Origin of the sequence: Pseudomonas sp. M5 (genome assembly GCF_016907075.1) — a bacterium.
GTDB lineage: Bacteria > Pseudomonadota > Gammaproteobacteria > Pseudomonadales > Pseudomonadaceae > Aquipseudomonas > Aquipseudomonas putida_E.
Map to the genome: position 1 here is coordinate 1,217,012 of NZ_JAFBBH010000001.1, position 26,031 is coordinate 1,243,042.

20 protein-coding genes are annotated in these 26,031 nt (G+C 61.1%); 13 read left to right on the forward strand and 7 right to left on the reverse strand.

Features of this window, described 5'->3' with window-relative positions; all coding sequences use genetic code 11:
* Positions 1-366 precede the first annotated feature (366 nt).
* A complete protein-coding gene (locus JOE27_RS05610) occupies positions 367-1,389 on the reverse strand; it encodes a zinc-dependent alcohol dehydrogenase family protein (protein ID WP_119687177.1) in 1,023 nt (340 codons plus the stop codon).
* 205 nt (positions 1,390-1,594) lie between these two features.
* On the opposite strand from JOE27_RS05610, the gene JOE27_RS05615 reads away from it, so the two are divergent.
* The 3 genes from JOE27_RS05615 (at position 1,595) to JOE27_RS05625 (ending at position 7,728) form a co-directional block, all read left to right on the forward strand.
* Positions 1,595-2,509: a LysR family transcriptional regulator gene (locus JOE27_RS05615; RefSeq protein ID WP_012314827.1), complete on the forward strand. Its 915-nt coding sequence runs from the start codon at positions 1,595-1,597 to the stop codon at positions 2,507-2,509.
* 675 nt (positions 2,510-3,184) lie between these two features.
* Positions 3,185-5,779 (forward strand): leucine--tRNA ligase, encoded by a 2,595-nt coding sequence (gene leuS / locus JOE27_RS05620; protein WP_204918172.1) that lies wholly within the window; start codon positions 3,185-3,187, stop codon positions 5,777-5,779.
* Between the two features lie 161 nt (positions 5,780-5,940).
* Positions 5,941-7,728 (forward strand): thiamine pyrophosphate-requiring protein, encoded by a 1,788-nt coding sequence (locus tag JOE27_RS05625; protein ID WP_204918175.1) that lies wholly within the window; start codon positions 5,941-5,943, stop codon positions 7,726-7,728.
* Between the two features lie 192 nt (positions 7,729-7,920).
* Here the strand turns inward: JOE27_RS05625 and JOE27_RS05630 are convergent, their stop codons facing one another.
* A complete protein-coding gene (locus JOE27_RS05630) occupies positions 7,921-8,463 on the reverse strand; it encodes a DUF3237 domain-containing protein (RefSeq protein ID WP_115274563.1) in 543 nt (180 codons plus the stop codon).
* 351 nt (positions 8,464-8,814) lie between these two features.
* Between JOE27_RS05630 and JOE27_RS05635 the strand changes: the two genes are divergently transcribed.
* The gene (locus JOE27_RS05635; RefSeq protein WP_204918177.1) at positions 8,815-10,230 is read left to right on the forward strand and encodes a DUF2252 domain-containing protein; all 1,416 of its coding nucleotides are present in this window, start codon (positions 8,815-8,817) and stop codon (positions 10,228-10,230) included.
* Here JOE27_RS05635 and JOE27_RS05640 read toward each other — a convergent pair.
* Together JOE27_RS05640 and potE are read right to left on the reverse strand one after the other, a co-directional pair.
* A complete protein-coding gene (locus JOE27_RS05640) occupies positions 10,227-11,165 on the reverse strand; it encodes a transporter substrate-binding domain-containing protein (RefSeq protein ID WP_239539300.1) in 939 nt (312 codons plus the stop codon). The genes JOE27_RS05635 and JOE27_RS05640 overlap by 4 nt on opposite strands.
* Complete coding sequence (gene potE, locus JOE27_RS05645) at positions 11,165-12,496, reverse strand: putrescine-ornithine antiporter (protein WP_115274561.1); 1,332 nt, start codon at positions 12,494-12,496, stop codon at positions 11,165-11,167. The genes JOE27_RS05640 and potE overlap by 1 nt, the downstream gene beginning before the upstream one ends.
* Before the next feature lie 607 nt (positions 12,497-13,103).
* On the opposite strand from potE, the gene JOE27_RS05650 reads away from it, so the two are divergent.
* The 7 genes from JOE27_RS05650 to JOE27_RS05680 all read left to right on the forward strand — a co-directional run bounded on the left by JOE27_RS05650 (position 13,104) and on the right by JOE27_RS05680 (position 21,130).
* Positions 13,104-13,346, forward strand: coding sequence for a hypothetical protein (locus JOE27_RS05650; protein ID WP_119687183.1), 243 nt, complete (start codon positions 13,104-13,106; stop codon positions 13,344-13,346).
* Between the two features lie 498 nt (positions 13,347-13,844).
* Entirely contained in the window at positions 13,845-15,386 is a 1,542-nt protein-coding gene (locus JOE27_RS05655; RefSeq protein ID WP_204918181.1) for an ABC transporter ATP-binding protein, read from the forward strand.
* 12 nt (positions 15,387-15,398) lie between these two features.
* On the forward strand, positions 15,399-16,499 hold the full coding sequence (locus JOE27_RS05660; protein WP_012314840.1) for an ABC transporter permease: 1,101 nt from the start codon (positions 15,399-15,401) through the stop codon (positions 16,497-16,499).
* Between the two features lie 58 nt (positions 16,500-16,557).
* Positions 16,558-17,484: an ABC transporter permease gene (locus JOE27_RS05665; RefSeq protein WP_012314841.1), complete on the forward strand. Its 927-nt coding sequence runs from the start codon at positions 16,558-16,560 to the stop codon at positions 17,482-17,484.
* Positions 17,485-17,572: 88 nt separating this feature from the next.
* Positions 17,573-18,682: a BMP family ABC transporter substrate-binding protein gene (locus tag JOE27_RS05670; protein WP_204918182.1), complete on the forward strand. Its 1,110-nt coding sequence runs from the start codon at positions 17,573-17,575 to the stop codon at positions 18,680-18,682.
* A gap of 57 nt (positions 18,683-18,739) precedes the next feature.
* Positions 18,740-19,702: a 2-oxoglutarate and iron-dependent oxygenase domain-containing protein gene (locus JOE27_RS05675; protein WP_204918184.1), complete on the forward strand. Its 963-nt coding sequence runs from the start codon at positions 18,740-18,742 to the stop codon at positions 19,700-19,702.
* Positions 19,703-19,891: 189 nt separating this feature from the next.
* A complete protein-coding gene (locus JOE27_RS05680; RefSeq protein WP_204918186.1) occupies positions 19,892-21,130 on the forward strand; it encodes an OprD family outer membrane porin in 1,239 nt (412 codons plus the stop codon).
* A gap of 44 nt (positions 21,131-21,174) precedes the next feature.
* On the opposite strand, the gene JOE27_RS05685 is transcribed toward JOE27_RS05680, so the two are convergent.
* Positions 21,175-22,824, reverse strand: coding sequence for a tannase/feruloyl esterase family alpha/beta hydrolase (locus JOE27_RS05685; RefSeq protein ID WP_348632614.1), 1,650 nt, complete (start codon positions 22,822-22,824; stop codon positions 21,175-21,177).
* A 124-nt stretch (positions 22,825-22,948) separates the two neighbouring features.
* Here JOE27_RS05685 and JOE27_RS05690 point away from each other — a divergent pair, with 124 nt between their 5' ends.
* A complete protein-coding gene (locus tag JOE27_RS05690; protein ID WP_204918190.1) occupies positions 22,949-23,449 on the forward strand; it encodes a DUF3237 domain-containing protein in 501 nt (166 codons plus the stop codon).
* A gap of 69 nt (positions 23,450-23,518) precedes the next feature.
* On the opposite strand, the gene JOE27_RS05695 is transcribed toward JOE27_RS05690, so the two are convergent.
* Both JOE27_RS05695 and JOE27_RS05700 read right to left on the reverse strand, forming a co-directional pair.
* Positions 23,519-25,045 carry a cryptochrome/photolyase family protein gene (locus tag JOE27_RS05695; protein ID WP_204920621.1) on the reverse strand — a complete coding sequence of 509 codons (1,527 nt, stop codon included), beginning with the start codon at positions 25,043-25,045 and terminating at the stop codon, positions 23,519-23,521.
* 8 nt (positions 25,046-25,053) lie between these two features.
* On the reverse strand, positions 25,054-25,359 hold the full coding sequence (locus JOE27_RS05700) for a DUF6482 family protein (protein WP_046785849.1): 306 nt from the start codon (positions 25,357-25,359) through the stop codon (positions 25,054-25,056).
* Positions 25,360-25,655: 296 nt separating this feature from the next.
* Here JOE27_RS05700 and JOE27_RS05705 point away from each other — a divergent pair, with 296 nt between their 5' ends.
* Positions 25,656-26,006: a DUF2946 family protein gene (locus JOE27_RS05705; RefSeq protein WP_144415465.1), complete on the forward strand. Its 351-nt coding sequence runs from the start codon at positions 25,656-25,658 to the stop codon at positions 26,004-26,006.
* The last annotated feature ends 25 nt before the right edge of the window (positions 26,007-26,031 follow it).

Here is a 26,031-nt window from a genome sequence, read left to right on the forward strand (position 1 = left end):
CCGCGCCAAAACACCAAAAGCCAGGGTTGATCTTCTCCATTGCACGCTCCTTGCGTAAAGCATCATTACGCCATTATCAAGCGTTGCTCAACGATTAACAGATACAGACGCCGGTAAAAAAACCATTCAGCCGAATGGCAACTCACTGTGCGCTCGACACGGGGAAGTTTTCAAAGAGAAAGACTTTTCAAGGCATTTGCATGCACGCGAGGTGGCAATATTTTTTTATGTAGGACGGATACTAGTTAATCGTAGGAAAAGTCCTAGCAAGAGACTATTCACGGATTGTCGGGGAGGACCATCAAGCTGTGAACACTCGAAAAAAAACCCGAGCCAAGCCCGGGTTTCCTTTAGATCCAGCGTATATCAGCCCGCCGCCAAGTCCAGCACCACTCTGCCGCCACAAGGACACTCATCCATATACCGGTGCGCTTCAACCACTTGATCAAACGGATACACCTTGATGATCTGCGGTGTCAGCAACTGGTCTGCCGTGAACTGGTTGATATCACGCAGGGCACGCTGCAGCGCAACCTGGTCCTGACTAATGCCCAGTTCCGGCTTGCCGGTGAAGTTACCGATGCAGTGAACGTAGAACTGGATGTTCTTCTGGAACGCCGCACAGGCCGGGAATGGTGTCTGGTTACCACCCTGCAGGCCATAAAGCACCAGGCTGCCGCGTGGCGCGAGTACATCGCCGAGCAGTGACATCTGCGGGCCGCCCATGCCGTCGAGGACCATGTCCACACCGCGCCCGTCGGTGTACTTGCCCACCTGCAGGAGCAAGTCCTGCTCTTCGGTGACGATCACCTTGTCAGCGCCCAGGCCCAGCAGGTATTCGCGCTGCTCCGGCTCCTTGGTGGCAGCGAACACCTTGAGCCCCAAGGCCTTGCCCAGCTGTACGAAGGCGGGCCCTGCGCAATGGCTGGCATCGGTGACCAGTGCAGTCTGCCCGGCCTTGGCCCTGGCCAGGTCGACGTAGGCGAAGTAAGCGATCAACAGCGGCGTGTAATGCACGCTGGCTTCGATCGGGGTGAGGATGTCCGGGTAACGGGTAATCGCCGTACGCGGCAGAACGATCACATCCCCGTACACCGGGTGATCATTGGCGCTGGTCGCCGGGAAGCTGGCCACCCGGTCGCCCACTGCAATGTCATCGACACCTTCACCCACCGCAGTCACCACACCGGCCATCTCGTGGCCGATCCCCGCTGGCAGGCGGGCCTGGGACGGCGCCAGGTTCTGCCGCCAAAGCACGTCGTACCAGCTCACGCCAATGGCCTCGACGCGGATCTGCACCTCGCCGACAGCAGCTGACGGTTCGGCCTGCTCCTCGCAGCGGAGCACTTCGGCAGCGCCGAACTTGTGGAACCGGATCATGCGGGACATCGCATACCTCGCCTTTGTGAATCTCGTATTACCACGGACTTTATCCGGGCTTTTGCCGTTAGACCATCAGTGGCTATTAATAGTCGACATGCCTGTCATCGATTGGGCACCTTACATTTCTGTGCATTGGCCCCACAAATCGGTGCAGGTTAACAGCCTTTGGCCTTAAGATTCACCCCTGCCCCACTTTAGGCGAAGCGCACCGATGAATCGAAACGACCTGCGTCGCGTAGACCTCAACCTGCTGATCGTGTTCGAAACCCTGATGCATGAGCGTAGCGTGACCCGTGCCGCCGAGAAGCTGTTCCTCGGCCAGCCGGCGATCAGCGCGGCGCTGTCGCGCCTGCGCAACCTGTTCGACGACCCGCTGTTCGTGCGCACCGGCCGCAGCATGGAGCCGTCAGCGCGAGCACATGAAATCTTCGCCCTGCTGTCGCCGGCGCTGGATTCCATCTCCACCGCGGTCAGCCGCGCCGCCGAGTTCGACCCGGCCACCAGCAACGCGGTGTTCCGCATCGGCCTGTCGGACGACGCCGAATTCGCCCTGCTGCCGCAGCTGCTCAAGCGCATCCGCGCCGAGGCGCCCGGCATCGTGCTGGTGGTGCGCCGGGTCAATTACCTGCTGATGCCTACCCTGCTGGCCTCCGGCGAAATCTCGGTGGGGGTGAGCTACACCAGCGAACTGCCCGCCAACGCCAAGCGCAAGGTGCTGCGCCGCAGCATGCCCAAGCTGCTGCGCGCCGACAGCGTGCCCGGCAGCATCACCCTCGACGACTTCTGCGCACGGCCGCATGCACTGGTGTCGTTCGCAGGTGACTTGTCCGGTTTCATCGACGAAGCACTGGAAGAGATCGGCCGCAAGCGCCATGTGGTCCTGGCTGTGCCGCAATTCAACGGCCTGGGCAGCCTGCTGGCGGGGACCGATATCGTTGCCACGGTGCCCGATTACACCGCTGATGCGCTGACTGCGGCGGGCGGGTTGCGGGCTGAAGACCTGCCGATAGCGGTGCGCAGCTTCGAGTTGCACATGGCCTGGCGAGGGGCGCAGGACAATGACCCGGCGGAGCGCTGGTTAAGGTCGCGGATACAGATGTTCTTTGGGGATCCGGATAGCCTGTAAAAAATAGCGAGCTCGGTCGGAAAGGCCATTTACAAACTCATTGCCGCCCGTGATGCCAAATCAACATATGGATACTTGGCAGAACCCATGGTGAAGATGATAAACGCCATGAATTTGTCACCATCGATAGCATGCCGGGCAATACATACAACAATTAGACGCCATCTACCCTAATGGCTACTCGGACTAACAACCCTCTACATCTGAAATCATAGGGATATCCAGAATCGCAGCACAACAAACATTGCGTGAATTAATTTTACATATTCCTGCGAATTTTCTGACAGCTAATTCGGCGCCACTATTCAACCCCCACAAACCCTTGAAAGAAACGCTTGACATTAAAGTTAGGCCTTGACCATATTCAACCTCACCAACCAATCACTCACTCACTATCGACACTGACCAGAACTTAAAAGCAGGTCAGGCTCTTCACGCTAACAGGTCGCTGAAGGCCAAATACAAGCCGCCTCGGGCCTTCAGTGTGTGGCCCCGTGGCTGGTTGGCGGGAGGCCGCCCAGAGTCAGAAGACTGTTCAAATCCGATCTCTGTCAGATTGCCCTAATCCCTCGCACCGGCGGCAGATGAAATTCAGTAGGCCGAGTGATATCCAACAAAAACGCATGAGTCGAGCGGTTGATTGCCACTCGGCGCCAGTAACTTCGAGGAGCGTCTATGCGACAGCAGTATGATCCCGCCTGGGTCGAAAGCACGGTTCAGGCCAAATGGCTTCGCGATGAAGTCTTCAAGGCTGTCGAAGACCAAAGCCGGCCAAAATTCTATGCCTGCTCCATGCTGCCATACCCTTCCGGGAAACTGCACATGGGCCATGTGCGCAATTATACGATCAATGACATGCTGGCCCGCCACTTGCGGATGAAGGGCTACAACGTCCTGATGCCAATGGGGTGGGATGCATTCGGCCTTCCGGCGGAAAACGCCGCCATGCAGTCGGGCGTGCCTCCAGCCGAATGGACTCGAATGAACATCGCCGACATGAAATCCCAGATGCAACCGCTCGGCCTGGCGTTCGACTGGTCGCGGGAAATTGCCACCTGCGATCCGCAATACTACAAGTGGAACCAGTGGTTCTTCCTGAAGCTGCTGGAAAAGGGCGTGGCCTACAAGAAAACCCAGATCGTCAACTGGGACCCCATCGACCAAACCGTGCTGGCCAATGAGCAAGTGGTAGATGGACGGGGCTGGCGATCAGGGGCACTGGTGGAGAAGCGCGAGATTCCCGGCTACTACCTGCGCATTACGCAGTATGGCGAAGAGCTGCTGTCGGCTATCGATACCCTGGAAGGCTGGCCGGACATGGTTCGCAGCATGCAACGCAACTGGATTGGCAAGGCCAGTGGCACGCGCCTGGCCTTCCTCCACGCGATCGAAGATGCCAGCGGGCAGTTGATCGACGCGGGCAAGCTGTGGGTATTCACCACGCGCGTCGAAACGCTGATGGGTGTGACTTTCTGCGCTGTTTCCCCTGATCATCCCCTGGCCCAGCGAGCCATCGCGCTCGAGCCTGGGCTCGAACCACAGGTGCAGGCGTGTCGGCAGTCGGCACAGGCCAGCCCTGCCGATGGTGCACAAGCGAAGCTCGGCATCCCGAGCGGCTTGCACGTCGAGCACCCATTGACTGGCGAGCCAGTCGCCGTCTGGATCACCAATTATGTGCTCGATGAGTACGGCGAAGGCGCCTTGATGGGAGTGCCGGCCCACGATGAGCGTGATTTCGACTTTGCACGGCAGTACGGCTTGCCCGTGCGCCCCGTCATCACTGTCGAAGGGGCGGCCTATGACCTTGCCGCATGGTCGGATCGCTATGCCAGTCGGGAAGGTCGCCTGATCAATTCAGGCGCCTACGATGGCCTCACTGTGGAGCAGGCGTCCCTGGCGATCTTCGATGCCCTGGCCGAGCGCGGATGCGGGGAGCAAACCACCACCTGGCGTTTGCGTGACTGGGGTATCTCCCGGCAGCGTTACTGGGGAACACCGATTCCAATCATCCATTGCGAATGCTGTGGCGATGTTCCGGTGCCTTACGCAGACCTGCCAGTGGTATTGCCGACTGACTGCATTCCCGACGGCAGTGGCAACCCGCTTCAGCAGCATGATGCGTTCCGCCACGTCGCATGCCCGCGTTGTGCCGCGCCCGCGCTTCGGGAGACGGACACCATGGATACCTTCGTCGACTCCAGTTGGTACTTCATGCGCTACTGCGACCCGGACTGCCATACCGCAATGGTCGGATCTGGCAATCGCTACTGGATGCCCATCGACCAGTACATCGGCGGCATCGAACATGCGGTTCTGCACCTGCTCTACGCCAGGTTCTGGACCAAGGCGATGCGCGACGAGGGATTGGTTGGCTTCAGTGAGCCGTTCAAGAACCTGTTCACTCAGGGCATGCTGCTGCGGGAGAGTTACTACCGCAAGGCCGAAGACGGCAGCCGGCGCTGGTTCTACCCGTCCGAGATATCGGTTCACTACGATGAGAAGGGCCGTCCGGTCAGCGCCACAGCGATCGAGGATGGCATGCCCGTATGCCTGGGCGGCGTGGAGAAGATGTCCAAATCGAAGCACAACGTGGTCGAGCCCAAGGAGATCATCAACCGATTCGGCGCGGACACCGCCCGCCTGTTCACCATTTTCGCAGGGCCTCCGGACCAGAGCACGATCTGGAGCGACAGCGGTGTCGAAGGGGCTTATCGCTTCCTGCGCCGTCTCTGGAACTTTGCCGTTGACGAGCAAGCTCGCTGGAACGAAGTTGACGACCTGGCGACGGATGCCGCGCAAGCTAGCCGTGTACGTTTCGAGACCCATGGCTTGCTGCAACAGATCAATTACGATTATGAGCGCCTGCAGTACAACACCGTCGTATCGGGCGCGATGAAGATGCTCAAGGTGCTCGAAGGAGCCCGCGGCGCTGGCCGCCAAGTCTGCCGGGAGACCATGTCCATTCTCCTCCAGGTGCTGCATCCGGTGACGCCGCATATTTCCCAAGTACTATGGGAAGAGCTGGCGTTCCCTGGCGCGATCTATGACAGTGCCTGGCCGACCCCAGACAGCGAAGCGCTGAAACGGGATGAAGTGAGGATGATGGTGCAGGTCAATGGCAAGCTGCGTGGGGAAATCCTCGTCCAGGCAGACGCCGACCATGACACGATCCGTCGCCAGGCGCTCTGCGATGCGGTGTTGAGCAAATATCTGGAAGGCGCTGAGAGAATGATAGTGGTACCTAACAGATTGGTGAACTTCATCGTCTGACCTTGCTGACTGCCCCTGAAGACGCCAGGTCAGTGCTACTCAAGGTCCAGGACCAAAAGGCTTGAAACGGCGGCTGACCCGCGCAGGCAAGCATATCAGTTGAAACTTTCGTAAACCGCGCCAAGTCCAGACCCCTATCGACCAGCGAACGGGAGAAGGCAATGACAGGCACGGTAGGCGACTTTCTGGTAGAGCGCTTGTATCAATGGGGGGTGCGGCGCATCTTCGGCTACCCGGGCGACGGTATCAACGGTGTATTCGGCGCGTTGAACCGGGCCAACGGCAAGATCGAATTCATCCAGGCCCGCCACGAGGAAATGGCAGCATTCATGGCCTGCGCCCATGCCAAGTTCACCGGTGAACTGGGCGTGTGCATTGCCACCTCCGGGCCTGGCGCATCGCACTTGCTCACCGGGCTGTATGACGCCCGCATGGACCACATGCCAGTGCTGGCCATCGTCGGCCAGCAAGCCCGAGCGGCTTTGGGCGGCCACTATCAACAGGAACTGGACTTGCTGTCGATGTTCAAGGATGTGGCCGGTGCATTCGTGCAACAAGCCTCCACACCCTCGCAGGTACGCCATTTACTCGACCGCGCCGTGCGCACTGCCGTCGGCGAACGGCGTGTGACGGCGGTGATCCTGCCCAATGACCTGCAGGACCTGCCCTACCAGGAACCGGCCCGCGCCCATGGCACCGTGCATTCCGGCATTGGTTACAGCAAGCCCAAGGTGGTGCCCTACGACAGCGACCTGCAGCGTGCCGCCGAGGTACTCAACGCTGGGCGCAAAGTGGCCATTCTGGTCGGAGCCGGTGCCTTGCAGGCTACCGAAGAGATCATCGAAATCGCCGACACGCTCGGCGCAGGGGTGGCAAAGGCGCTACTGGGCAAGGCCGCCTTGCCCGATGACCTGCCGTGGGTGACCGGCGCCATCGGCTTGCTGGGTACCGAACCGAGCTACCAGTTGATGGCCGAATGCGACACCTTGCTGATGATCGGCTCAGGGTTCCCCTATTCCGAGTTCCTGCCTAAAGAAGGCCAGGCCCGTGGGGTGCAGATCGACCTTCAGCCAGACATGCTAAGCCTGCGTTACCCGATGGAGGTCAACCTGGTGGGTGATGCCGGGGAGACCTTGCGCGCATTGCTGCCATTGCTCGAGACAAAATCCGACCGCCGCTGGCGCAAGAAAGTCGAAGGCTGGCGTGCACGTTGGGACAAGACCTTGGCCAAACGCGCAATGGTCAAGGCGGACCCAATAAACCCGCAACGCGTGGTGTACGAGCTGTCCCCTCGCCTACCCGACAACACCCTGGTGACCAGCGACTCCGGTTCCTGCGCTAACTGGTATGCCCGTGACCTGCAAATTCGCCAAGGCATGCAGTGCTCGCTGTCAGGCGGCCTGGCCTGCATGGGGGCTGCGGTACCGTACGCCATTGCCGCCAAGTTCGCCCATCCGCAGCGCCCGGTGGTGGCACTGGTCGGCGATGGCGCGATGCAGATGAGCAACCTGGCCGAGCTGATTACCGTAGCCAAATACTGGCAGCAGTGGGAGAACCCGCAATGGATCTGCGCGGTGTTCAATAACGAGGACCTCAACCAGGTCACCTGGGAGCAACGTGTGATGGAGGGCGATCCCAAGTTCGAGGCGTCCCAGACGATCCCTGACGTGCCTTATCACCTGTTTGCCATCTCCATCGGCCTGGAGGGCATTTTCGTCGACCGTGAAGATGACGTCGCAGCGGCCTGGGAACGCGCGCTAAGCGCCGATCGGCCGGTATTGATCGAGTTCAAGACCGACCCCAACGTGCCGCCCTTGCCGCCTCATATCAAACTCGAACAGGCGAAGAAACTCGCCGGCTCTTTGTTCAAGGGCGACCCGGACCAGGCCAGCGTCATGGTCCAGACAGCCAAGCAGGTATTGAGCTCGATGCTTCCTGGTAAGAAGTGACGCAATCCTCTAGCCATCAATCAGCCAAGCAGGCGTGAGTGATAGCAACGATGACGCGCCGAGCAAACAGACACGCGCTGCAGGGGCGCAGCGCGACAATATACGGAGGCGCATTCCATCGGGGCATGCACTTGCGGTTTGTTCCGTCATGACCATGCATGTAGCCCAGAAAGTCATGGTTGACATGGAAAACTATTTGACCTCGAACGCGTCGTAGACCACTGCATTGCCCAAGCGCATTGCGCTACCCACGCCGACCGTACGATTGAGCCATGCGTATTGGGGCGCGGATGTCTCGAAACGCAGGGTGATGCGGAACTGGTACAGGCTGGGATCGACGTCTTCGCCCGCGGCCACCCTCTTCATGACCGCATCCGGCCCGTAACGGTAGCCTTCGGTACGCAGGTAGATCAGTGCACCATCGTCGGTCTGCAGCAGGTAGCGGGTGTCGATGATCGCCACACCCTCGGGGCTGACAATCTGCCAGTCCGCGCCGTTATTGAGGATGGTGCCCTTGAGCCTGGCCCCCTCGAAACGGCCGCCTGTGATCGGGATGATACGCCGCTTGCCCTGCGCGCTGGTTTCGCCCAGCTCCCACACCGGCGCGACAAGGTCCACCGTAAAGCGCGCCAGGGGTTCGAGCTTGAGCGGGGGCGGAGCGTAACTGGCAGCCTGGGCAAGGCCCGTGCAAACGCCAAGCAGCAGTCCAAGCAATCCTCTGCGAAGGTTCATCATGCTGCCTCCTGCACTGACCGGGCATCGGGATTTGTCGGGTGCGGGCCTGGTGATGCGACCCGGTTTGCTGGGGGACGTGCTATAGGCGCTTTCATGAGTGCAGATATCCTTTGTTATTGTTAATGGATAATATTGTTAATGATTATTTTTGTTAACCAATAGTCTGTCAAGGTTCCTTTGGGTGCTTGCCGCAAAATCTTCAGCACCCTTGGGATGAGCGCTGAAGGACGATCTGGTCACCCGGTGCAAGCTTGGACGCAGCGCATGCTACGCTTGAATCAGCTGTGAACAGTGTCTTGGCGCAAAAAACAAGGCCCTGCCCTTCTGCCTTTGATCACCAAAGGTGCTGACATGCCCGAGTTCAGGAAACAGGCCAGCTCGCACCTGCAAGCAGATGATGACGGCCGTCGGGAACACAAGCGCTTCGCGTCACGAAAAGAACGCCTGGACGCAGGAAAGAAACTGCGCGAAACGGTGCCGCGCTCGTCCCATGCATTCTGGAAAACGACGCACAAGCATCGCGACCCTGTCGACATTCTCGAACAGTCCAACCGCAGCCGGCATCCGGCCTTGGTGCCCGTGCGCTATGGGCGCATGTTGCGTAGCCCGTTCACTTTTCTCAGGGGCTCAGCCGGCTTGATGGCACGCGACCTCGCGACACTTCCCCACACAGGTATTCGCGTTCAGGCCTGCGGTGATTGCCACCTGCTGAATTTTGGATTGTTCGCCACCCCCGAACGTAACCTGATCTTCGACATCAATGATTTTGACGAAACGTTACCCGCCCCTTGGGAGTGGGATATAAAGCGTCTGGCAACCAGTTTTGCCGTAGCCGCCCGCGATAACCGCCTCATCGATGAAGATGCCAGGCGTCTGGCTATGGAATGCGTTCGCGCCTACCGGGAACGCATGCGCGAATTGACGACGATGAGCCCGCTGGAAATCTGGTACGACCGCCTCGATGCACAAACGCTCATCGATATGGCCCCTAGTCTCAAATACCGTAAAGCACGTGAACAGTTGATGGCCAAGGCCAGGACTCGCATCGGCGACTACCTGTACCCACAAATCAGTGACGAAGTGGGCGGCCGGCGACGCCTGGTCGATCAGCCGCCGATTCTTTTTCATGTCGATGAAGCCGACTTCATCAACCGGGTGCACCTTGCGCTGGAGGATTATCGTACTTCTCTGCTGCCTGAACGCAGGGTCCTGTATGACCGTTATCGCCTGGAAGACTTTGCCATGAAGGCAGTGGGTATCGGCAGCGTCGGCACCTATTGCTTCGTCGGTTTGTTCTTTTCAGCGCAAAACAACCCATTGCTCCTGCAATTCAAGCAGGCTTGTCCTTCTGTGCTTGAACCCTATGCGGGCAAGAGCGAATTTGTAAACCAGGGCCAACGGGTGGTCACGGGCCAACGGCTTATGCAATCTGCCAGTGACATTTTTCTCGGATGGACCGAGAGCACCAAGGGCCGGCAGTTTTTTGTCCGGCAATTGCGCGACATGAAAATGTCACTACCTGTAGAAGGTGCATCACTCGAACAGATGATGATGTACGCCGAGGTATGCGGCATTACCTTGGCGCGCGCGCATGCAAAATCAGGTGACGCCGCCTTGATCAGTGGCTATCTGGGTAAATCGAACACCTTTGATCAGGCCATAGGCGATTTTTCACTCGCCTACGCCGAGCAGAATGCGAAGGACTACGCGGCACTGATCAGCGCTGAGAAAAAAGGAAGAATCAAGGCACTGCGCGAAGAAGACTAATGTTGCGGCGCCAGCCGTTCACGGTCATCCGGCAACACATAAAGGCTCTGCAACAGTTTGTCCTGCGCTGTTTGTACCCCCAGGTAGCGTACGAACAAGGCTTCTCCATCCGGGCCGGACAGCGCCTGGCTAAGCGCGGTATCCACCAACAGGCGAAAACCATCATCGCCACGGGCCATGGGCAGTGCGACACGGCTCGTGACAAACAGGTGATCCGGGATCCATAACCTATCGCGCTCAGGCTGCTGGCTCTGCAGGGAAAGCAAAATCATCCTCTCGCCAAAAAACGCATCGACCTTGCGCTCGACCACCCGGCGCACACCCTCCTGGTAACTGGACACCTCTTCAAGCCTGGACTGCAGGCCAAGCTTGCGAATACGCTCCCGCGCCCACTGACTGCTCAGCGTGCCGCGCAGCACTGCAAAACTGTGCTTGCTCAACCCCGCATTGAGGGTTGCGCGCCACCTGGGGCCGGTATCGACAGGCTTACCACGCAGTGGCTCCAGAAGGCTGGCCGGTGCATCACGCCGCACCAGCACCGCAAGGCCGGTGGTGAAGACCGGTATGGAAAAATTCAGGGTTTCCCGTCTTGTGATCGTTTCCACCATCGGCGTGCACAGCAGATCAACCGTTCCCTCGCCCAAGGCGCGGACGGCTTGCTCCTGCGGCACCACATGCCAATGCACCTGCAAGTCGGCAAGGCCAGGTGACTGGCGAAGGTGTTGAGCCACTGCCTGGCACAATTCGATGCCATACCCTTGAGGTGACTGGGTACTGCCTGAAGAAAACGGGGCAAGGTCTGCGATGAAACCCAGATTGAGGACCTGACTGTCGCGCAGCCGGCTCAGCTTGTCGGTCGCTGCTTCAACGCTGCACACCGCCGCAAACGGCACCGAAAGGGCCAGGCACAGGGCAACCCATTTCGACCTGCGCATCATGGCGCACCTCCAATCAAGTCCAGCACCTTGACGAAACGTTTGGCGATGAAGCCGAACAGCAGGTAACCCAGCGCCATGATCAGCGCAGCGCCAAACACCGCTTCCAGGCCCGAGGCATAGAGCGCATAGAAGCAATAGCACACCGCAACCAGCATGATTGCGCTGTTACGGCGGAAGATCTTTATATCCACCTGGGCCTTGTACATGATCACCAGCAACCCGGTCAGGGAGGTGATGTAGGGAATGATGTTGGTCACTGCCGCCAGGTTGACCAGCTTGCTGAACTGGGCGCTGGCATTGGGCGAAATGGTCGACAACGCAATCAGGCTCTGCAAGACCGCGCAGGTCAGCATGCCCGCCAGTGGCGCGCCCCTGGCAGTAACGCGGGTGAACAACGTGGGAAACAGCCCTTGCTCGGCGGTAACCTTGGCCGTTTCGGCCAGGGTGAACTGCCACCCCAGCAATGAACCGACACAGGCGATGACTGCCAACCCCATGATCACGTTACCGACCGTGTCATTGAACATGCGCGCATAGACCAGTGCAAAGGGTGCGCTGGAATTCGCAAGTTCGGGGTTTGGCACGATCCCCTGGATGACGGTGGTCGACAGGATATAGATCACCGCTGCGCCCAGTGTGCCGAACAGGCATGCAAGCGGCACATTGCGCTTGGGGTTCTCCACCGCATCCGAATTTTGCGCGGCCGACTCCATGCCCAGAAAGGCCCACAGCGTCAGGGGGATACTGCCGGTGATCGCCTGGCTCACCGGTATGCTGTCGGGGTTCCAGGCATCGGTAAACGTCTGCGGGTTGAACCAGTACCAACCCACGAAACTCAGGCCGGCCACAGGAATGATGACGCCCCAGACACTGATCGCGCCTAGCTTGCCGGTTATGTTCGCACCGCCGACATTGGCCAGGGTGCTGAACCAGATCAGCATCACCGTCCCTGCCACCAGCGGGCCTGGCCCTGTACCAAGCCAGGGCAGGAAAGGCGTCAGATAACCCACCGCGGAAATACCAATGGCGACGTTGCCGATCATCAGCGAGAGGAAATACAGGTAGGAGCAGAGGAAGAATGCGGACTTGCCATGGGCCTCTTCGCTGTAGGCCGACATTCCGCCCGAGCGCGTGCAATAGATGCCGCATTGCGCGAAACAGTAGGCGATGGCCATCGAACCCACAGCCGTCACGACCCACGATAGCAGCGACACAGCACCGATCTGCGCCATGCTGGCGGGCAGCATGATGATACCTGAGCCCATCATGTTGACGGTGACCAAAGTGGTCAGCCCGACCAAACCCATTTTCTTTGCTGGATCGCGCACAGGAATGACCTCCGATGAACCAAGCGGCTTCGATAGCGTTTCTGGCGGTGCGCCTGCTCCCCGGCCCAACCCGGGATGGGCAGAGCCTGATACAGGGTATTGCCCATCACACAAAGCTTGTGCAACCACACTAGCAATGCGTCGGCTGCAGTGGTTATCAAATGTCAAGAATAGTGCGAAGGAGCGTCGGCGCTGATCTTAGGCAATGGTTATTCACGGATTATTGGAAAGGCTGGTTATCGAGCGGATGCAGGATGACGAGACATGCAGGACGCCGGCCGGCATTACAAGCAGTCACGCCCGACCGCAAAAAAATCAGATTTGTCCCCTTTCTTGTAGTCCATTTCCCAAAGATACTCGCTACGCCTGTTTTTCGTTGCGGTCGTTATTTCTGAGTTTTAGGCTCGGTGGGTCGTTGCACATCAACGACCGGCTTTGACAGGCCGCGACGAGATACTTTGCAGAGCTTTGCCTTTAATGGCGGCTGTGTATGGGGCACGTTCGCGTGCGCCGGTTCTGGTATCCGCCGGTCTGTCAACCTATGCACAGCTGCCACCTAACTGTTTGACAGCAGGTAGCAGGCGGCCCTGAAAATGGATACCAAAGCATGTTGAAGATAGTCCCCGATCCCCCGCACACCCTTCACTCCCTCGAAGACACGCTGATGATGGCTGCCGACTACGCGCTCTGCGCCGAGGTCGTTGCCCAACAGGCGATGTTGATGCAGCCCAAAGCACCCGTGTCCTTGATGATCATGACCTCGATGCACGAGCTTGATGCCCTGCGCAAATTGCTCGAGTCAGCTCTGGCACAAATACAGAAACCAGCCGACCCGCAGACGCTGCATTAGTCCTCATCATGATCTGCCTGGCCTGGCTCTTTCCCCGGCTAGCTTCCTCGCACAGCACCGCCCCTGAGGTTGTAGACGACCCTTAGGCGCCCGGTGAAACCTGTGGGAGCCGGGCTTGCCGGCGATAGGGCCAGCCCAGGCATCCAGAATTTCGGGAGTTCAAACAATGACTGCCGTAGTGCGCATGCTGAAAACGTGAAACCAACCACGCCTAAGGGACCAGCACGGTACCTGTGGGCTTGCCCGCGAAGGGCCGCACTGCGCTCCAGCAGTGACGCCCGTGTCGTAGCCGGCCGAACATGGCGACCACGCTGAACACAGCGCCCCAACTTGGCACCTTGGCGCCCCAAAACCACACACGCCGCTGCCGCAACGTTCACCAAGCGTGCCCCGCTCTCGGCCTGCAGCCCCTCTAACACAAGCCCTTGAACAATAATCTGACCAATTGGCCATGTTTTTGCTGTGCAACTGCTCATCACCCTGACCCCGAGCAGTCCCATGTCCAGATCCCCCTCGCAACTGCGCCTTGAGCTGCGTGCCATTACCAAGCGATACCCGGGCACCTTGGCCAACGACCGCATCGACCTGCGCATCGCTGCCGGTGAAATCCACGCCCTGCTCGGCGAGAACGGCGCAGGCAAGAGCACCCTGATGAAGATCATCTACGGCGTCACCGCGCCGGATGCCGGCCAGGTGTTGTGGGAAGGCCAGCCCGTGCACGTGCGCGACCCCGCCCGTGCCCGCGCGCTGGGCATCGGCATGGTGTTCCAGCACTTTTCCCTGTTCGAAACCCTGAGCGTCGCGCAAAACATTGCCCTGGCCCTTGGCCGCGATGCCGGAACGCCAAAGCAGCTGGCACCACGCATCCGCGAAGTGTCCCAACGCTACGGCATGGGCCTGGAGCCGGAGCGCCTGGTGCACAGCCTGTCGATCGGTGAACGCCAGCGGGTGGAAATCGTGCGCTGCCTGATGCAGCCGATCAAGCTGCTGATCCTCGATGAGCCGACCTCGGTGCTTACCCCGCAAGAGGTCGACGAACTGTTCGTCACCTTGCGCGCACTCGCCGCAGAGGGCTGCAGCATCCTGTTCATCAGCCACAAGCTCAACGAAGTGCGTGCCCTGTGCCACGGTGCCACGGTGTTGCGCGGCGGCCGCGTCTCCGGCGCTTGCAGCCCGGCGCAATGCAGCGATCTGCAGCTGGCGCGGATGATGGTCGGCGATGCCGAAGGGCTGGAGGCAAGTTACCCGAAAAGCGCCGGCGGCTTGCCACGTCTGCGGGTGGACGACCTGTCCTGGCGCAACAAGGACCCGTTCGGCACGTCCTTCGAACACCTGCGCCTGGAAGTGCGCAGCGGCGAGATCGTCGGCATCGCGGGGGTCGCCGGCAATGGCCAGGACGAACTGCTGGCCCTGCTCAGTGGGGAAACACGCCTGCCCGCCAGCGACCGCGAACGCATCACCCTCGACAACCGGCCAATGGCCCACCTGTACCCCGACGCCCGCCGCGCCCTGGGGGTGGCATTCGTACCGGCCGAGCGCCTTGGGCACGGCGCAGTGCCGGACATGAGCCTGGCCGACAACGCCCTGCTCACTGCTTTCCAGCACGGCCTGGTCAACCGCGGCCTGATCCGCTCGGGCAAGGTGCAGGCGCTGGCCGAGCAGATCATCCAGCGCTTCGCGGTCAAGGCCCCGGATGCCCGCGCCACGGCACGCAGCCTGTCCGGGGGCAACCTGCAGAAGTTCATCCTCGGCCGCGAAATCCTCCAGGCCCCCAAGCTGCTGGTCGCTGCCCACCCGACGTGGGGCGTGGATGTCGGCGCCGCCGCGGCGATTCACCGTGCGCTGATTGCCCTGCGCGACGCCGGTGCGGCAATCCTGGTGATCTCCGAAGACCTGGAAGAGCTGTTCCAGATCAGCGACCGCATCGGCGCGCTGTGCAGTGGCCGCCTGTCGCCGCTCAAGGCCACCGCACAGACCCATACCGTGGAGGTCGGCGGCTGGATGGCCGGCCAGTTCGATGCCCCGCAAGACGCCGCCTGACGAGAGCCCTTCATGTTGCTATCCCTCGAACCCCGCACCCAGCAGTCCCGTGCCATGCTCGTGCTGTCACCCCTGCTCGCCGCCCTGCTGACCCTGCTCAGCGGGGCGATCCTGTTCAGCGCCCAGGGGCATGCCCCCTTGCAGACATTTCACACCTTGCTGATCGAACCCATCAGCGACCTCTACGGCCTCTCTGAGCTGCTGCTCAAAGCCCTGCCAATCCTGCTCTGCGCCTTCGGCCTGGCCGTGGCCTACCAGGCGCGGATCTGGAACATCGGCGCAGAAGGCCAGTTGCTGATGGGCGCCCTGGCCGGCAGTGCCGTGGCGATCCACCTCATCGATTGGGAAAGCCGCTGGGCACTGCTTTGGGTGTTACTCGCCGGCACGCTGGCCGGTGCGCTGTGGGGGGCGCTCGCGGCCTGGCTGCGCACGCACTTCAATGCCAACGAAATCCTGACCACCATCATGCTCAATTACATCGCCTTGAACCTGCTGCTGTTCTTCGTCCACGGGCCACTCAAGGACCCCGAAGGGTTCAGCTTCCCGCAATCGGCGATGTTCGGCGATGCCAGCCGCCTGCCGGCGCTGTTCGAGGATGGCCGACTGCATGTCGGGCTGTACTTCGTGCTGATGGCCCTGGTGGCGGTGTGGGTGCTGCTGCACAAGAGCTTCCTCGGTTTTCAGATCAAAGTGCTCGGCCTGGACCGGCGCGCTGCCGGTTTCGTCGGCTTCCGTGAAAAGCGCCTGGTCTGGCTGGCGCTGCTGATCAGCGGCGGCCTGGCAGGCCTGGCCGGGGTCAGCGAAGTCAGTGGGCCGATCGGCCAATTGGTGCCGCAGGTTTCCCCAGGTTATGGCTACGCGGCGATCACCGTAGCGTTTCTCGGGCGCCTCAACCCGTTTGGCATTCTGGTCGCCGGGTTGTTGATGGCCCTGCTCTACCTCGGCGGCGAGAACGCGCAGATGAGCCTGAACCTGCCGCAATCGCTGACCGGGCTGTTCCAGGGAATGATGCTGTTCTACCTGCTGGCCTGCGACGTGCTGATCCTCTACCGGCTGCGCCTGAAGCTGAAAGGGCACCGCCGAGCGCCGTTGGCAAAAACCGCCAGTGCCTGAATTCCCATGACCCTTTCGTTTACCTGCCGCTCAACGCGTGCAGGCTGAGGCTTCGACTATGGATCTTGATCTGCTTGGCAACATTCTTTACGCCATGGTGCGCTGCGGTACCCCACTGCTGCTGGTCGCCCTGGGCGAACTGGTGTGCGAAAAGAGCGGCGTACTCAACCTCGGCCAGGAAGGCATGATGCTGTTCGGTGCGGTGGTGGGTTTCATCGCCGCCTACGCCACCGGCAACCTCTGGCTGGGCGTCCTGATGGCGTGCCTGGCCGGTATGCTGCTGGCTTCACTGTTCGCCCTGGTAGCACTCGGTTGCCAGGCCAACCAGGTGGCGACCGGGCTGGCGCTGACCATATTCGGTGTCGGCCTGTCGTCATTCGTCGGCACCGCCTGGGTCGGCAAGCCCTTGAGCGGCTTCGAGCCGGTGGCCATACCACTGCTGGCGGACATTCCGGTCATCGGCCATATGCTGTTCAACCAGGATGTGCTGGTTTACCTGTCCTTCGGCCTGTTCGTGCTGATTGCCTGGACGCTGCTCAAAAGCCGCACCGGCCTGATCCTCCAGGCCGTCGGTGAAAACCCCGACGCCGCCAGCGCCATGGGCCTGCCCGTGCTACGCGTGCGCACCTTGGCGGTGCTGTTCGGCGGCGCCATGGCCGGACTGGCCGGGGGTTACCTGTCGCTGGCCTACACACCGATGTGGGCAGAAAACATGACCGCAGGTCGCGGCTGGATCGCCCTGGCGCTGGTGGTGTTCGCCAGTTGGCGAGTACTGCGTGTGCTGCTCGGCGCCTACCTGTTTGGCCTGGCGAGCATCCTGCACCTGGTGGCCCAGGGTATCGGCGTGAGCTTCCCTGCCAACCTGCTGGCCATGCTGCCGTATGTGGCCACGATCCTGGTGCTGGTGGTGCTGTCGCGCGATGCCATCAAAACCCGCCTGTATGCACCGGTTTCACTGGGTCAGCCGTGGAAGACCGGGCGCTGAGGCCTCACGCCTGGCCCGCACCGTGCACCGCAATTCATGCCCCTCTGTTCTGTTTTCTTGCATTACCAACGCGCCCTACACAGCCAACATGAAGACCTACAGGAGCCACACCTTGAAGCCTCACAACAAAAGCAAATACCTGCTGCGCGCCCTGGCTGCCGCCATTGGCCTGAGCACCGCCCTGTCCGCCGCCGCCGCCGACCCGCTGAAGGTCGGTTTCGTCTATATCGGCCCGATCGGCGACCATGGCTGGACCTATCAGCATGAGCAGGGCCGCCAGGCCCTGATCAAGCAGTTCGGTGACAAGGTCGACAGCAGCTTCGTCGAGAACGTGCCGGAAGGCGCCGATGCCGAGCGGGTCATCCGCAACATGGCCAAGGGCGGCTACGACCTGGTGTTCGCCACATCGTTCGGCTACATGAACCCCACCGCCAAAGTCGCCAAGCAGTTCCCGAAGGTCACCTTCGAACATGCCACCGGCTACAAGCAGGACAAGAACCTTGGTACTTACCTGGCCACATCCTACGAAGGCCGTTACGTTGGCGGCTACCTGGCCGCGAAGATGACCAAGACCAAGAAGATCGGCTATGTCGCCTCCTTCCCGATTCCGGAAGTGCTGCGCGATATCAATGCCATCCAGCTGGCGCTGGACAAATACAACCCCGGCACCGAAATCAAGGTGGTGTGGGTCAACTCCTGGTTCGACCCGGGCAAAGAGGCCGATGCCGCCAACGCCCTGATCGACCAGGGCGTTGACGTGCTGTTCCAGCACACCGACAGCCCTGCACCGATCCAGACCGCCGAACGCCGCGGCATCTACGCCGTCGGCTACGCCTCGGACATGGCCCACTTCGGGCCCAAGGCGGTGCTGACCTCCATCGTCAACAATTGGGGGCCGCACTACATCAAGAGCACTCAGGCGGTCATGGACGGCACCTGGAAACCCCAGGACTACTGGGGCGGGCTTGCCGATGGCACCGTACAACTGCCCATCAGCGACCTGGTGCCGGCCGAGGTCAAAAGCGGCGCCGAACAGATCATCGCCAGTATCAAGGACGCCTCTTTCCACCCCTTCACCGGCCCGATCCTGGACCAGGCTGGCGCAGTCAAGATCCCCGCAGGTGCCGTGGCCAGCAATGCCGAACTGGCAGGCATGAACTACTACGTCAAAGGCATTACGGCGCAACTGCCCAAATAAACGCCGGGTGGGAGCGCCAGCCGCTCCCGCTTGCACCGCCATTTCACGGAGCCATTCATGAACACCCTGCCGATCATCGATATCAGCCCGCTCTACCAGCACGACCCCGCCGCACGCCAGGCCGTAGCCCGGCAGATCGACGCCGCCTGCCGGCAGTGGGGCTTCTACTACATCAAGGGGCACCCCATCCCGGCCACACGCATTGGCGCACTGAAGGCGGCCGCCGAACAGTTCTTCGCCTGCCCGGCCGAAGAAAAGCTGCGCATCGACATCACCCAGAGCGAGCACCATCGCGGCTACGGCGCCATCGCCACCGAGCAGCTGGACCCGAGCCGGCCAAGCGACCTGAAGGAAACCTTCGACATGGGCTTTCACATGGCCCCGGATCATCCCGACGTGCTCGCGAAAAAGCCACTGCGCGGTCCCAACCGGCACCCCGCGATTGCCGGGTGGGAGGCGCTGCTGCAAACGCATTACCAGGACATGCACGCCTTGTCCCTGACTCTGCTGCGGGCGATGGCGCAGGCGTTGGGTATCGAGCACGACTTCTTCGACCAGCGCTTTGCCAACCCCATCAGTGTGTTTCGCATGATCCACTACCCGCCGCGCCAGGCCGCCAGCAGCACCGACCAGCAAGGCGCCGGCGCGCACACCGACTACGGATGCGTGACCTTGTTGTACCAGGACAGCACCGGCGGCCTGCAGGTGCAGAGCGTGGATGGCCAGTGGATCGATGCGCCACCGATCGAGGGCACCTATGTGGTCAACATCGGCGACATGATGGCGCGGTGGAGCAACGACAGGTACACCTCAACGCCCCACCGGGTGGTCAGCCCGCAGGGCGCGCACCGCTACTCGATGCCGTTCTTTGCCGAACCGCACCCGGACACGATGATCAGTTGCCTGCCCAACTGCTCCAGCCCCGACAACCCGCCCAAATACCCGCCGGTTTCGTGCAGTGCCTACATGCTGTCGCGCTTCGCCGAAACCTATGCCTATCGCCGTGAGCAGGCTATTTAGCTTACCCGCTGTGCACTTGCCAGCACGATGTTGCGCGCTGGTTGGCGCGCTCCTGCTAATGGAATGCAAAAAGTGGTCGCTGACCGAACAGTTATTATTATTAATCATTAACACTATTAACCAAATACGCATACTCCAGTTCAGCCGTATGAAACGGCGCTCTACCAAGAACAATAACTGGAGCCACTTATGCGCCACCCGTCCCTTCTTCTGGGCCTGCCTGCTGCGTGCCTGTTACTCAGCACCTGCACAAACTCCGCGGCCTTCGCCGAAGGCTTCGCAGATGACACCAGATTCATCCTCAATACGCGTAACGTGTACTTTGCCCGCGACTACAAGGGCAGTGACGCGCAGGTTGCCAAGCGCGCCGAGTGGGCTCAAGGCTTCATTCTGCAAGGGGGCACCGGGTACACCCAAGGGCCCGTCGGGGTTGGGTTCGACCTGCTCGGCCAGTTCGGCGTCAAGCTTGACAGTGGCAAAGGCCGCGCAGGCACCGGCCTGATTCCCGACAATGACGGCGGCCCTGCAGATGACTTCGGCAGGTTGGGTGGTGTGGTCAAACTGCGTGCCTGGAAAGGCGAACTGAAGTACGGCGAGCAGATACTCAACCTGCCCATCTTGCGCAGCAATGATGGCCGGTTACTGCCGCAGACCCAGTTCGGTACCACCCTGACGGTTGCGCCCGTCAGTGCCGTCAAGTTTCAGGCAGGCAGGATAGAATCGTTCAGCGGTCGGGACTCCACCGACCAGGAAAAACTGCACATGCATGGCAGCAGCGTCACCGCAAAGCATTTCGACTATGCTGGCGCCGAGTGGCAGTCTATCGACGCGCACCTGCAACTGGGCTATTGGCACGCCGAACTCAAGGACATCTACAGACAGGACATGTACCGCTTCGCCTATCAGCAGCCCTGGGGCACTGCCATGCTGCGCCTGGACAGCGGGCTTTATGCAAGCGCTGAACAAGGCGCGGCAAAAGCGGGCGCACTGGACAACCGCGCATTCTACCTGGGCCTACGCTGGAGTCAGGCGGGGCACGCAGTGCTGCTGGGGTACCAGAGACAATTCGGCGACGATGATTTCGTCGCCTTGCAGGACAGCGGCACGCTGATGACCAACCACGCCAACAACATCTTCGCCTATGCGCGCGAACGCTCCTGGCAAGTGCGTTATGACTACGAATTCGCGGCAATGGGTTTGCCCGGCATGAGCGTCATGGCGCGCTACATCTACGGTGACCATGTGCAGCGCAGCAATGCCGACGGCGGCCATGAATGGGAACGTGACGTGTCGGTACGCTACGTCGTGCAATCAGGCCAGTGGCGCGACCTGAGCGTAGCGCTGGGTTTGTCGACCTTACGCTCGACTTTTCAGAGCAGTTTCGACGAGGTCAGGTTGCAACTCAGCTACCCGATCATGTTGCTCTGACGCGGCGCCGCTGCCTGGCCTTGCAGGCGGCGGCGGCGCAAAGCCTATCGGCAAACGAAAGACTCTGCCTCGTCTGGATCGCCCTGTCCGCGGTAATGCGCTTCTTGCGGGTACGGGCACAGCGCACGCGTGCGCCCAGGGAACGCCACACCCTGCGCTAACAGGCGTGCAGGAGCCTGGCCTTGCGCCTGCCAGCGCTCCAGTGCGGTCAAAGGGTCGAAATCATCCAGCCCCGGGCCGTCACCGCAGTGGGTCATGCCCGGGACGATAAACAGCCTTGCCCAGCGGTCCAGTTGGCCCACCCCGCCGTTATCGGTTGTGAGCTGCTGCCAATAACGGCGCATGTCGTTGGCCGAAAACACCGGGTCGCTGTTGCCCTGGACGACGATCAGCTTGCCACCGTTATCGATGAAGCTCGACATCTGGGTCGATACCGCATCATTGATCGCAGCAGTCTGCGCCGTCGCCTGGGCGACCTCATCAAAATTCACCGCTTCAAGCTTGAGATTTGGGTCTGCCGGGGTCATGAAGTAGTACCCCAGCGAGCCGGGCGTTAGTGTGGCATTGCGCGCGTCGGGCTCCCCCGAGCTGGAGCTGCCCAGCTTCCAGGCCCTCCAGCCGTCCGAAGCAATGCCGGCATCCCAGGGCCAGTCGCTGTACAGCGCGTTGCCGTGGCTGTCGTGCGCGCCTTCGAACACACTACGCAGGGCGTTGACCTTCACAGCACTGAGACACCCGTCGAGTTGGCCCGTGTGGCACTGCAGCACAGCGGGGTCGAAGTGGCAGCGGCTCATGGCGTCGATCGCACCGTCCTTGATACCGTCCAATGCATCGCATTGCGCCAGCAGACGGTTGGCAATCAGCGTCTGGTCTGCCTGGGTCAAGGCTTGCGCCAAGATCGGGCGGCCGTCTTCAGTACGTGGCGCAACGGCGTTCAGTGCGCGGGTATCCCATGCCTGGGCAACGGCCGCGCGGCTCAAGCGCAGGCCAGGGTTGCCAGCAATGATCCCATCGAACGCCAACGGGTAGCGCTGCGCAGCCACCAGGGCAGAACGCCCACCGTTAGAGCAGCCCATGAACACGCTATGGCTCGGTGACTGCCCGTAGTAGTCGCCGATCAGGCGTTTTGCCTGGGCCGTCACCGTGCCTATAGCGGCATAGGCGTAGTCCAGCCGTGCCTGCTGGTCGAGGCCAAACTGCGCATCGCTGTTGTTGCGCCCGGCATGCCCAGAGTCGGTCGACACCACCGCATAGCCTCGGTTGAGCGCCGGCTGCGCGGTTGCGCCACGAAATGGCAGCGCCCCCAGCGCCTGCCCGACCACACCATCCATTCCCCCACCCCCTTGAAACAGGAAGCGCCCGTTCCAAGGTGAAGGCATGCGCAATTCGAAATGCGTGGCATAACTCACGCCCGCATGGCCGGTGCGCTCGCCAATGGCGCCGGTTATCAGGCAATGCCCAGGCATGGCGAGCTTGCTTAATGCCGCACCGGTCAAGGCGGCACGGGACGGGTTGGCCTGGGGGCGTTCACCCGCTGGCAGGTAGCGCTGCCCGGTGAACTTGACCGCAGGGTCGCTGCTGGTCAGGGCCAGACAGCTGGCTGCATCGTCGGCACTGGCCAGCGGGAAGTAGAGCAAACTGCAGCTCAACACCAGCACAGCCCGCGAGGCGGGCCGCGAATTGAAAGTGATCACCAAGGCATTCCTTTGTAAGCGTAGTGGGGACAGCACAGCGTGATGATAGACCATATAGTTAACATGATTAACTACATGGTCTATCATCACGCTGGTGCAACCCTCCCCAACAACAAGGATCGCCATGTTAAACACCTCCATGATCACGCCGTTGACGCTTGCTGCCCTGCTGGCCAGCCCCGCTGCCCTGGCTACCGAAGCGCCCCCGCGGCTGGTGCCTGTATATGAAGCAATTGTCGACATCGCGCCAAGCCAGGCACTGGGCAAGGGCCCCCTGGGTGAGCGCTTCATCGTGCCGATCCTCGGCGGCGAATTTCACGGGCCTGGGCTTGAGGGAAAAGTCCTCCCCGGCGGCGCTGATCGGCAACTGGTGCGAACAGACGGCGTCAAACAACTGGATGCCTTGTACGAGTTGCAGACAAGCGACGGGGCCGTGCTGACAGTGCGTAATCAGGTGATGGTCCACAACCTTGACCCCGACAGGCGCTACGCGTTTTCCCACGTCAGCATTGAAGCGCCGCGAGGCCCCTATGCCGGCTTGAGCCAAGCGATCCTGGTGGGCAGCCTCACCAGCCTGAAACCGGCGCGCAATGCCGTTTCGATCAAGGTTTATCGGGTGGAATGACCCAAGGCAGGCAGTTCACCGACGGGCTGCACTGACCAGCGCCAGGCGCAGTTGTTGCCAGTCGTTTGTTCATACACTCTGACCATTATCGATCCGGGCCAACAAGGCTTCGCCTCGCGCCCAAACGCCCTCGCGCCTGGCAACCGGCATGCCGTCAAGGCTGCGATAGACCAACGCCAGGCGGGGGTTGCCAGCCAATAGGTCACGATGGCGGATGATGAAGTGCCAGTACAGCGCGTTGAACGGGCAGGCATCCTCCTCGACCGCATGCTCGACCTTGTAGCTGCAGGCCTTGCAGTGGTCGGACATGCGCTGGATGTAACGGCCACTGGCGCAATACGGTTTGGACCCCAGGTAGCCGCCGTCAGCGTGCATCACCATGCCGAGCGTGTTGGGCAGTTCCACCCAGTCGAAGGCATCCATGTACACGGCCAGGTACCACTCGCATATCGCGCTGGGCTCAATGCCGGCGAGCAGTGCGAAGTTGCCCGTGACCATCAGCCGCTGAATGTGGTGTGCATAGCCCAACTGCAGGGTCTGGCCGATGGCCTGCGCCATGCAGCGCATGCGGGTATGCCCGGTCCAGTAGAATTCCGGCAACGCACGGTCGTTGCCCAGGTAATTGAGCCCGGCATACTCAGGCATGCGTAGCCAATAGATGCCGCGCACATACTCGCGCCAGCCGATCAGTTGGCGGATGAAACCCTCAGCCGCGTTGAGCGGTATCCGCGCCTCACGCCAGGCATTGTCCACGTCTTCGCACAACCGCCGCACATCCAGCAGCCCGATGTTCAGGGCCGCACTGATACGCGCATGGAACAGGAACGGCTCGCCTTCGGCCATGGCGTCCTGGTAGTCGCCGAACGCGGCCAGGCAAAACTCGAGAAAATGTTCCCAGAGCTGCTGGGCCTGTTCATGGGTCACGGGATAGTCGAACCCTTCTACCGCCCCGTAATGGTCACTGAAGCATTCGCCGACCAGCGCCACGACCGCCGTGGTGATTTCGTCCTGGGCAAAGCGCGCCGGGAACGGTCCGCGCAGCCCCCGTGGCAAGGGTTTGCGGTTGTCACCATCCAGGTTCCAGGTGCCACCCACCGGGCTGCCATCGGGCTCCAGCAGAAGGCCGCAACGCTTGCGCATGCCGCGGTAAAAGTGCTCCATACGCAATTGGCGACGGTCTTTTGCCCAGCGTGCGAAAGCATCGCGCGAGCAAAGAAACCGTGTATCGCGATGCCATACCAGTGGTAAGCCGGCGTCATTCAAAGCCTGCTCCAGGCGCCATTCGCCACACTCGGTCAGGTGAATGTGCGTCGCACCCAGCGCCTGCTGCCACCGTCGCAGTTCACCAGCAATGCTGCCGCTGTTGCCGGTTGCGTTCAGTTCCACATACTCCACCCGCCAGCCGCGCTCACGCAGCGCCTGGGCGAAATGGCGCATGGCGCTGAAAATGAGCACGATCTTTTGCGGATGATGCGGCACGTAGCGCGCCTCGCCCTGCACTTCCGCCATCAGGATCACGTCGTGTGCAGGGTCCAGCGCGGCGAGGCTTGCCAGGTCGAACGACAGTTGATCCCCCAGCACCAGGCCCAAGCGCAATGCACGGTCTACCACTGGCTGGCCAGCGTCACCGGCACGCGCAGGGGCTCGACAGGGCCGTTGCGCTGCCCGCACATCTCGTCATGCACCACCTGTTGCACCAGCATGCACGGCACAGGCGGCAGATCGGCCAGCAGTTGTCGCAGCTCGGTGGTCGAGCGAAAGCGCACCGCCTGGCCGTTTGCATCGCTGAGCGTGAGCGGCCCGGCGTCAGTCAGCGCCCGCAGGATGTAAAAGCCGCCTTCCAGCGACAGCAGCTCAAGTTCTTTAACGTCACCGGCTGCTGCCAGCTCCGTCAGGTTGTGCAGATTCATGGCGTGTACTCCATAAGGCAGGCATCACCTGCGCGGGGGCATTTGCAAACGTTTAGGCTCGCTAAATCCTATACAAGAATAGCTTCTTGTACAGGTTTTGGGCTTTTATATATTTATCCTCCGTGCCCGAGCCGCGTTCAGCAGATGAAACGATGCAGCGTTCATCCAGTGCCCTTTGTGTGCACACACCTCTTTTCAGATACTGCAGAACCGTTAGAATCGCGTTCTCATCCCCTCACCCGTCCCCGAGCTACCCTTTGAACCTGGCCCGCCCCGAAAAAGCACTGGTTGCCTGGATGCTGTACTTCAGCATCCTGTTCGGCTCGTTGCTCTGCGCAATGGGGCATGGGCAGATGGCCGGGCTGCGCCTCAGCGGCCTGGACGACGCCGCTTGGTGCGCCGCCGACAGCAGCGGTGCATTCAAGGGTGACCAGGACATCACCGACCCGATGCCGCCCACCGGCGCCGACTGTGTGATCACCAGCCTGTTCTGCGCCAGCCTGCTTGCCGCCTTCTTCGGCCTGCTGGCCCTGCTCGCTGGCGAGTCGCGCACACCCTTGCCCAGGCAACCGCCGCCGCGCCTGCCCAAACACCGCTGGCCGTTAGTCAACCCCCGCGCCTCACCCGCCCCCCTTCCCGTGCTCTGACATCGCCACGCCGCGGCATCGCCTG

Excerpts from the sequence above, each read along its gene's own strand:
- JOE27_RS05660 (WP_012314840.1), top strand. The coding sequence starts at position 15,399 with ATGTTGCTATCCCTCGAACCCCGCACCCAGCAGTCCCGTGCCATGCTC.
- JOE27_RS05670 (WP_204918182.1), top strand. The coding sequence starts at position 17,573 with ATGAAGACCTACAGGAGCCACACCTTGAAGCCTCACAACAAAAGCAAA.
- leuS (WP_204918172.1), top strand. The coding sequence starts at position 3,185 with ATGCGACAGCAGTATGATCCCGCCTGGGTCGAAAGCACGGTTCAGGCC.
- JOE27_RS05675 (WP_204918184.1), top strand. The coding sequence starts at position 18,740 with ATGAACACCCTGCCGATCATCGATATCAGCCCGCTCTACCAGCACGAC.
- JOE27_RS05705 (WP_144415465.1), top strand. The coding sequence starts at position 25,656 with ATGCTGTACTTCAGCATCCTGTTCGGCTCGTTGCTCTGCGCAATGGGG.
- JOE27_RS05625 (WP_204918175.1), top strand. The coding sequence starts at position 5,941 with ATGACAGGCACGGTAGGCGACTTTCTGGTAGAGCGCTTGTATCAATGG.
- JOE27_RS05665 (WP_012314841.1), top strand. The coding sequence starts at position 16,558 with ATGGATCTTGATCTGCTTGGCAACATTCTTTACGCCATGGTGCGCTGC.
- JOE27_RS05700 (WP_046785849.1), bottom strand. The coding sequence starts at position 25,359 with ATGAATCTGCACAACCTGACGGAGCTGGCAGCAGCCGGTGACGTTAAA.
- JOE27_RS05610 (WP_119687177.1), bottom strand. The coding sequence starts at position 1,389 with ATGTCCCGCATGATCCGGTTCCACAAGTTCGGCGCTGCCGAAGTGCTC.
- JOE27_RS05640 (WP_239539300.1), bottom strand. The coding sequence starts at position 11,165 with ATGCGCAGGTCGAAATGGGTTGCCCTGTGCCTGGCCCTTTCGGTGCCG.
- JOE27_RS05655 (WP_204918181.1), top strand. The coding sequence starts at position 13,845 with ATGTCCAGATCCCCCTCGCAACTGCGCCTTGAGCTGCGTGCCATTACC.
- JOE27_RS05635 (WP_204918177.1), top strand. The coding sequence starts at position 8,815 with ATGCCCGAGTTCAGGAAACAGGCCAGCTCGCACCTGCAAGCAGATGAT.
- JOE27_RS05680 (WP_204918186.1), top strand. The coding sequence starts at position 19,892 with ATGCGCCACCCGTCCCTTCTTCTGGGCCTGCCTGCTGCGTGCCTGTTA.
- JOE27_RS05690 (WP_204918190.1), top strand. The coding sequence starts at position 22,949 with ATGTTAAACACCTCCATGATCACGCCGTTGACGCTTGCTGCCCTGCTG.
- JOE27_RS05650 (WP_119687183.1), top strand. The coding sequence starts at position 13,104 with ATGTTGAAGATAGTCCCCGATCCCCCGCACACCCTTCACTCCCTCGAA.
- JOE27_RS05630 (WP_115274563.1), bottom strand. The coding sequence starts at position 8,463 with ATGATGAACCTTCGCAGAGGATTGCTTGGACTGCTGCTTGGCGTTTGC.
- JOE27_RS05615 (WP_012314827.1), top strand. The coding sequence starts at position 1,595 with ATGAATCGAAACGACCTGCGTCGCGTAGACCTCAACCTGCTGATCGTG.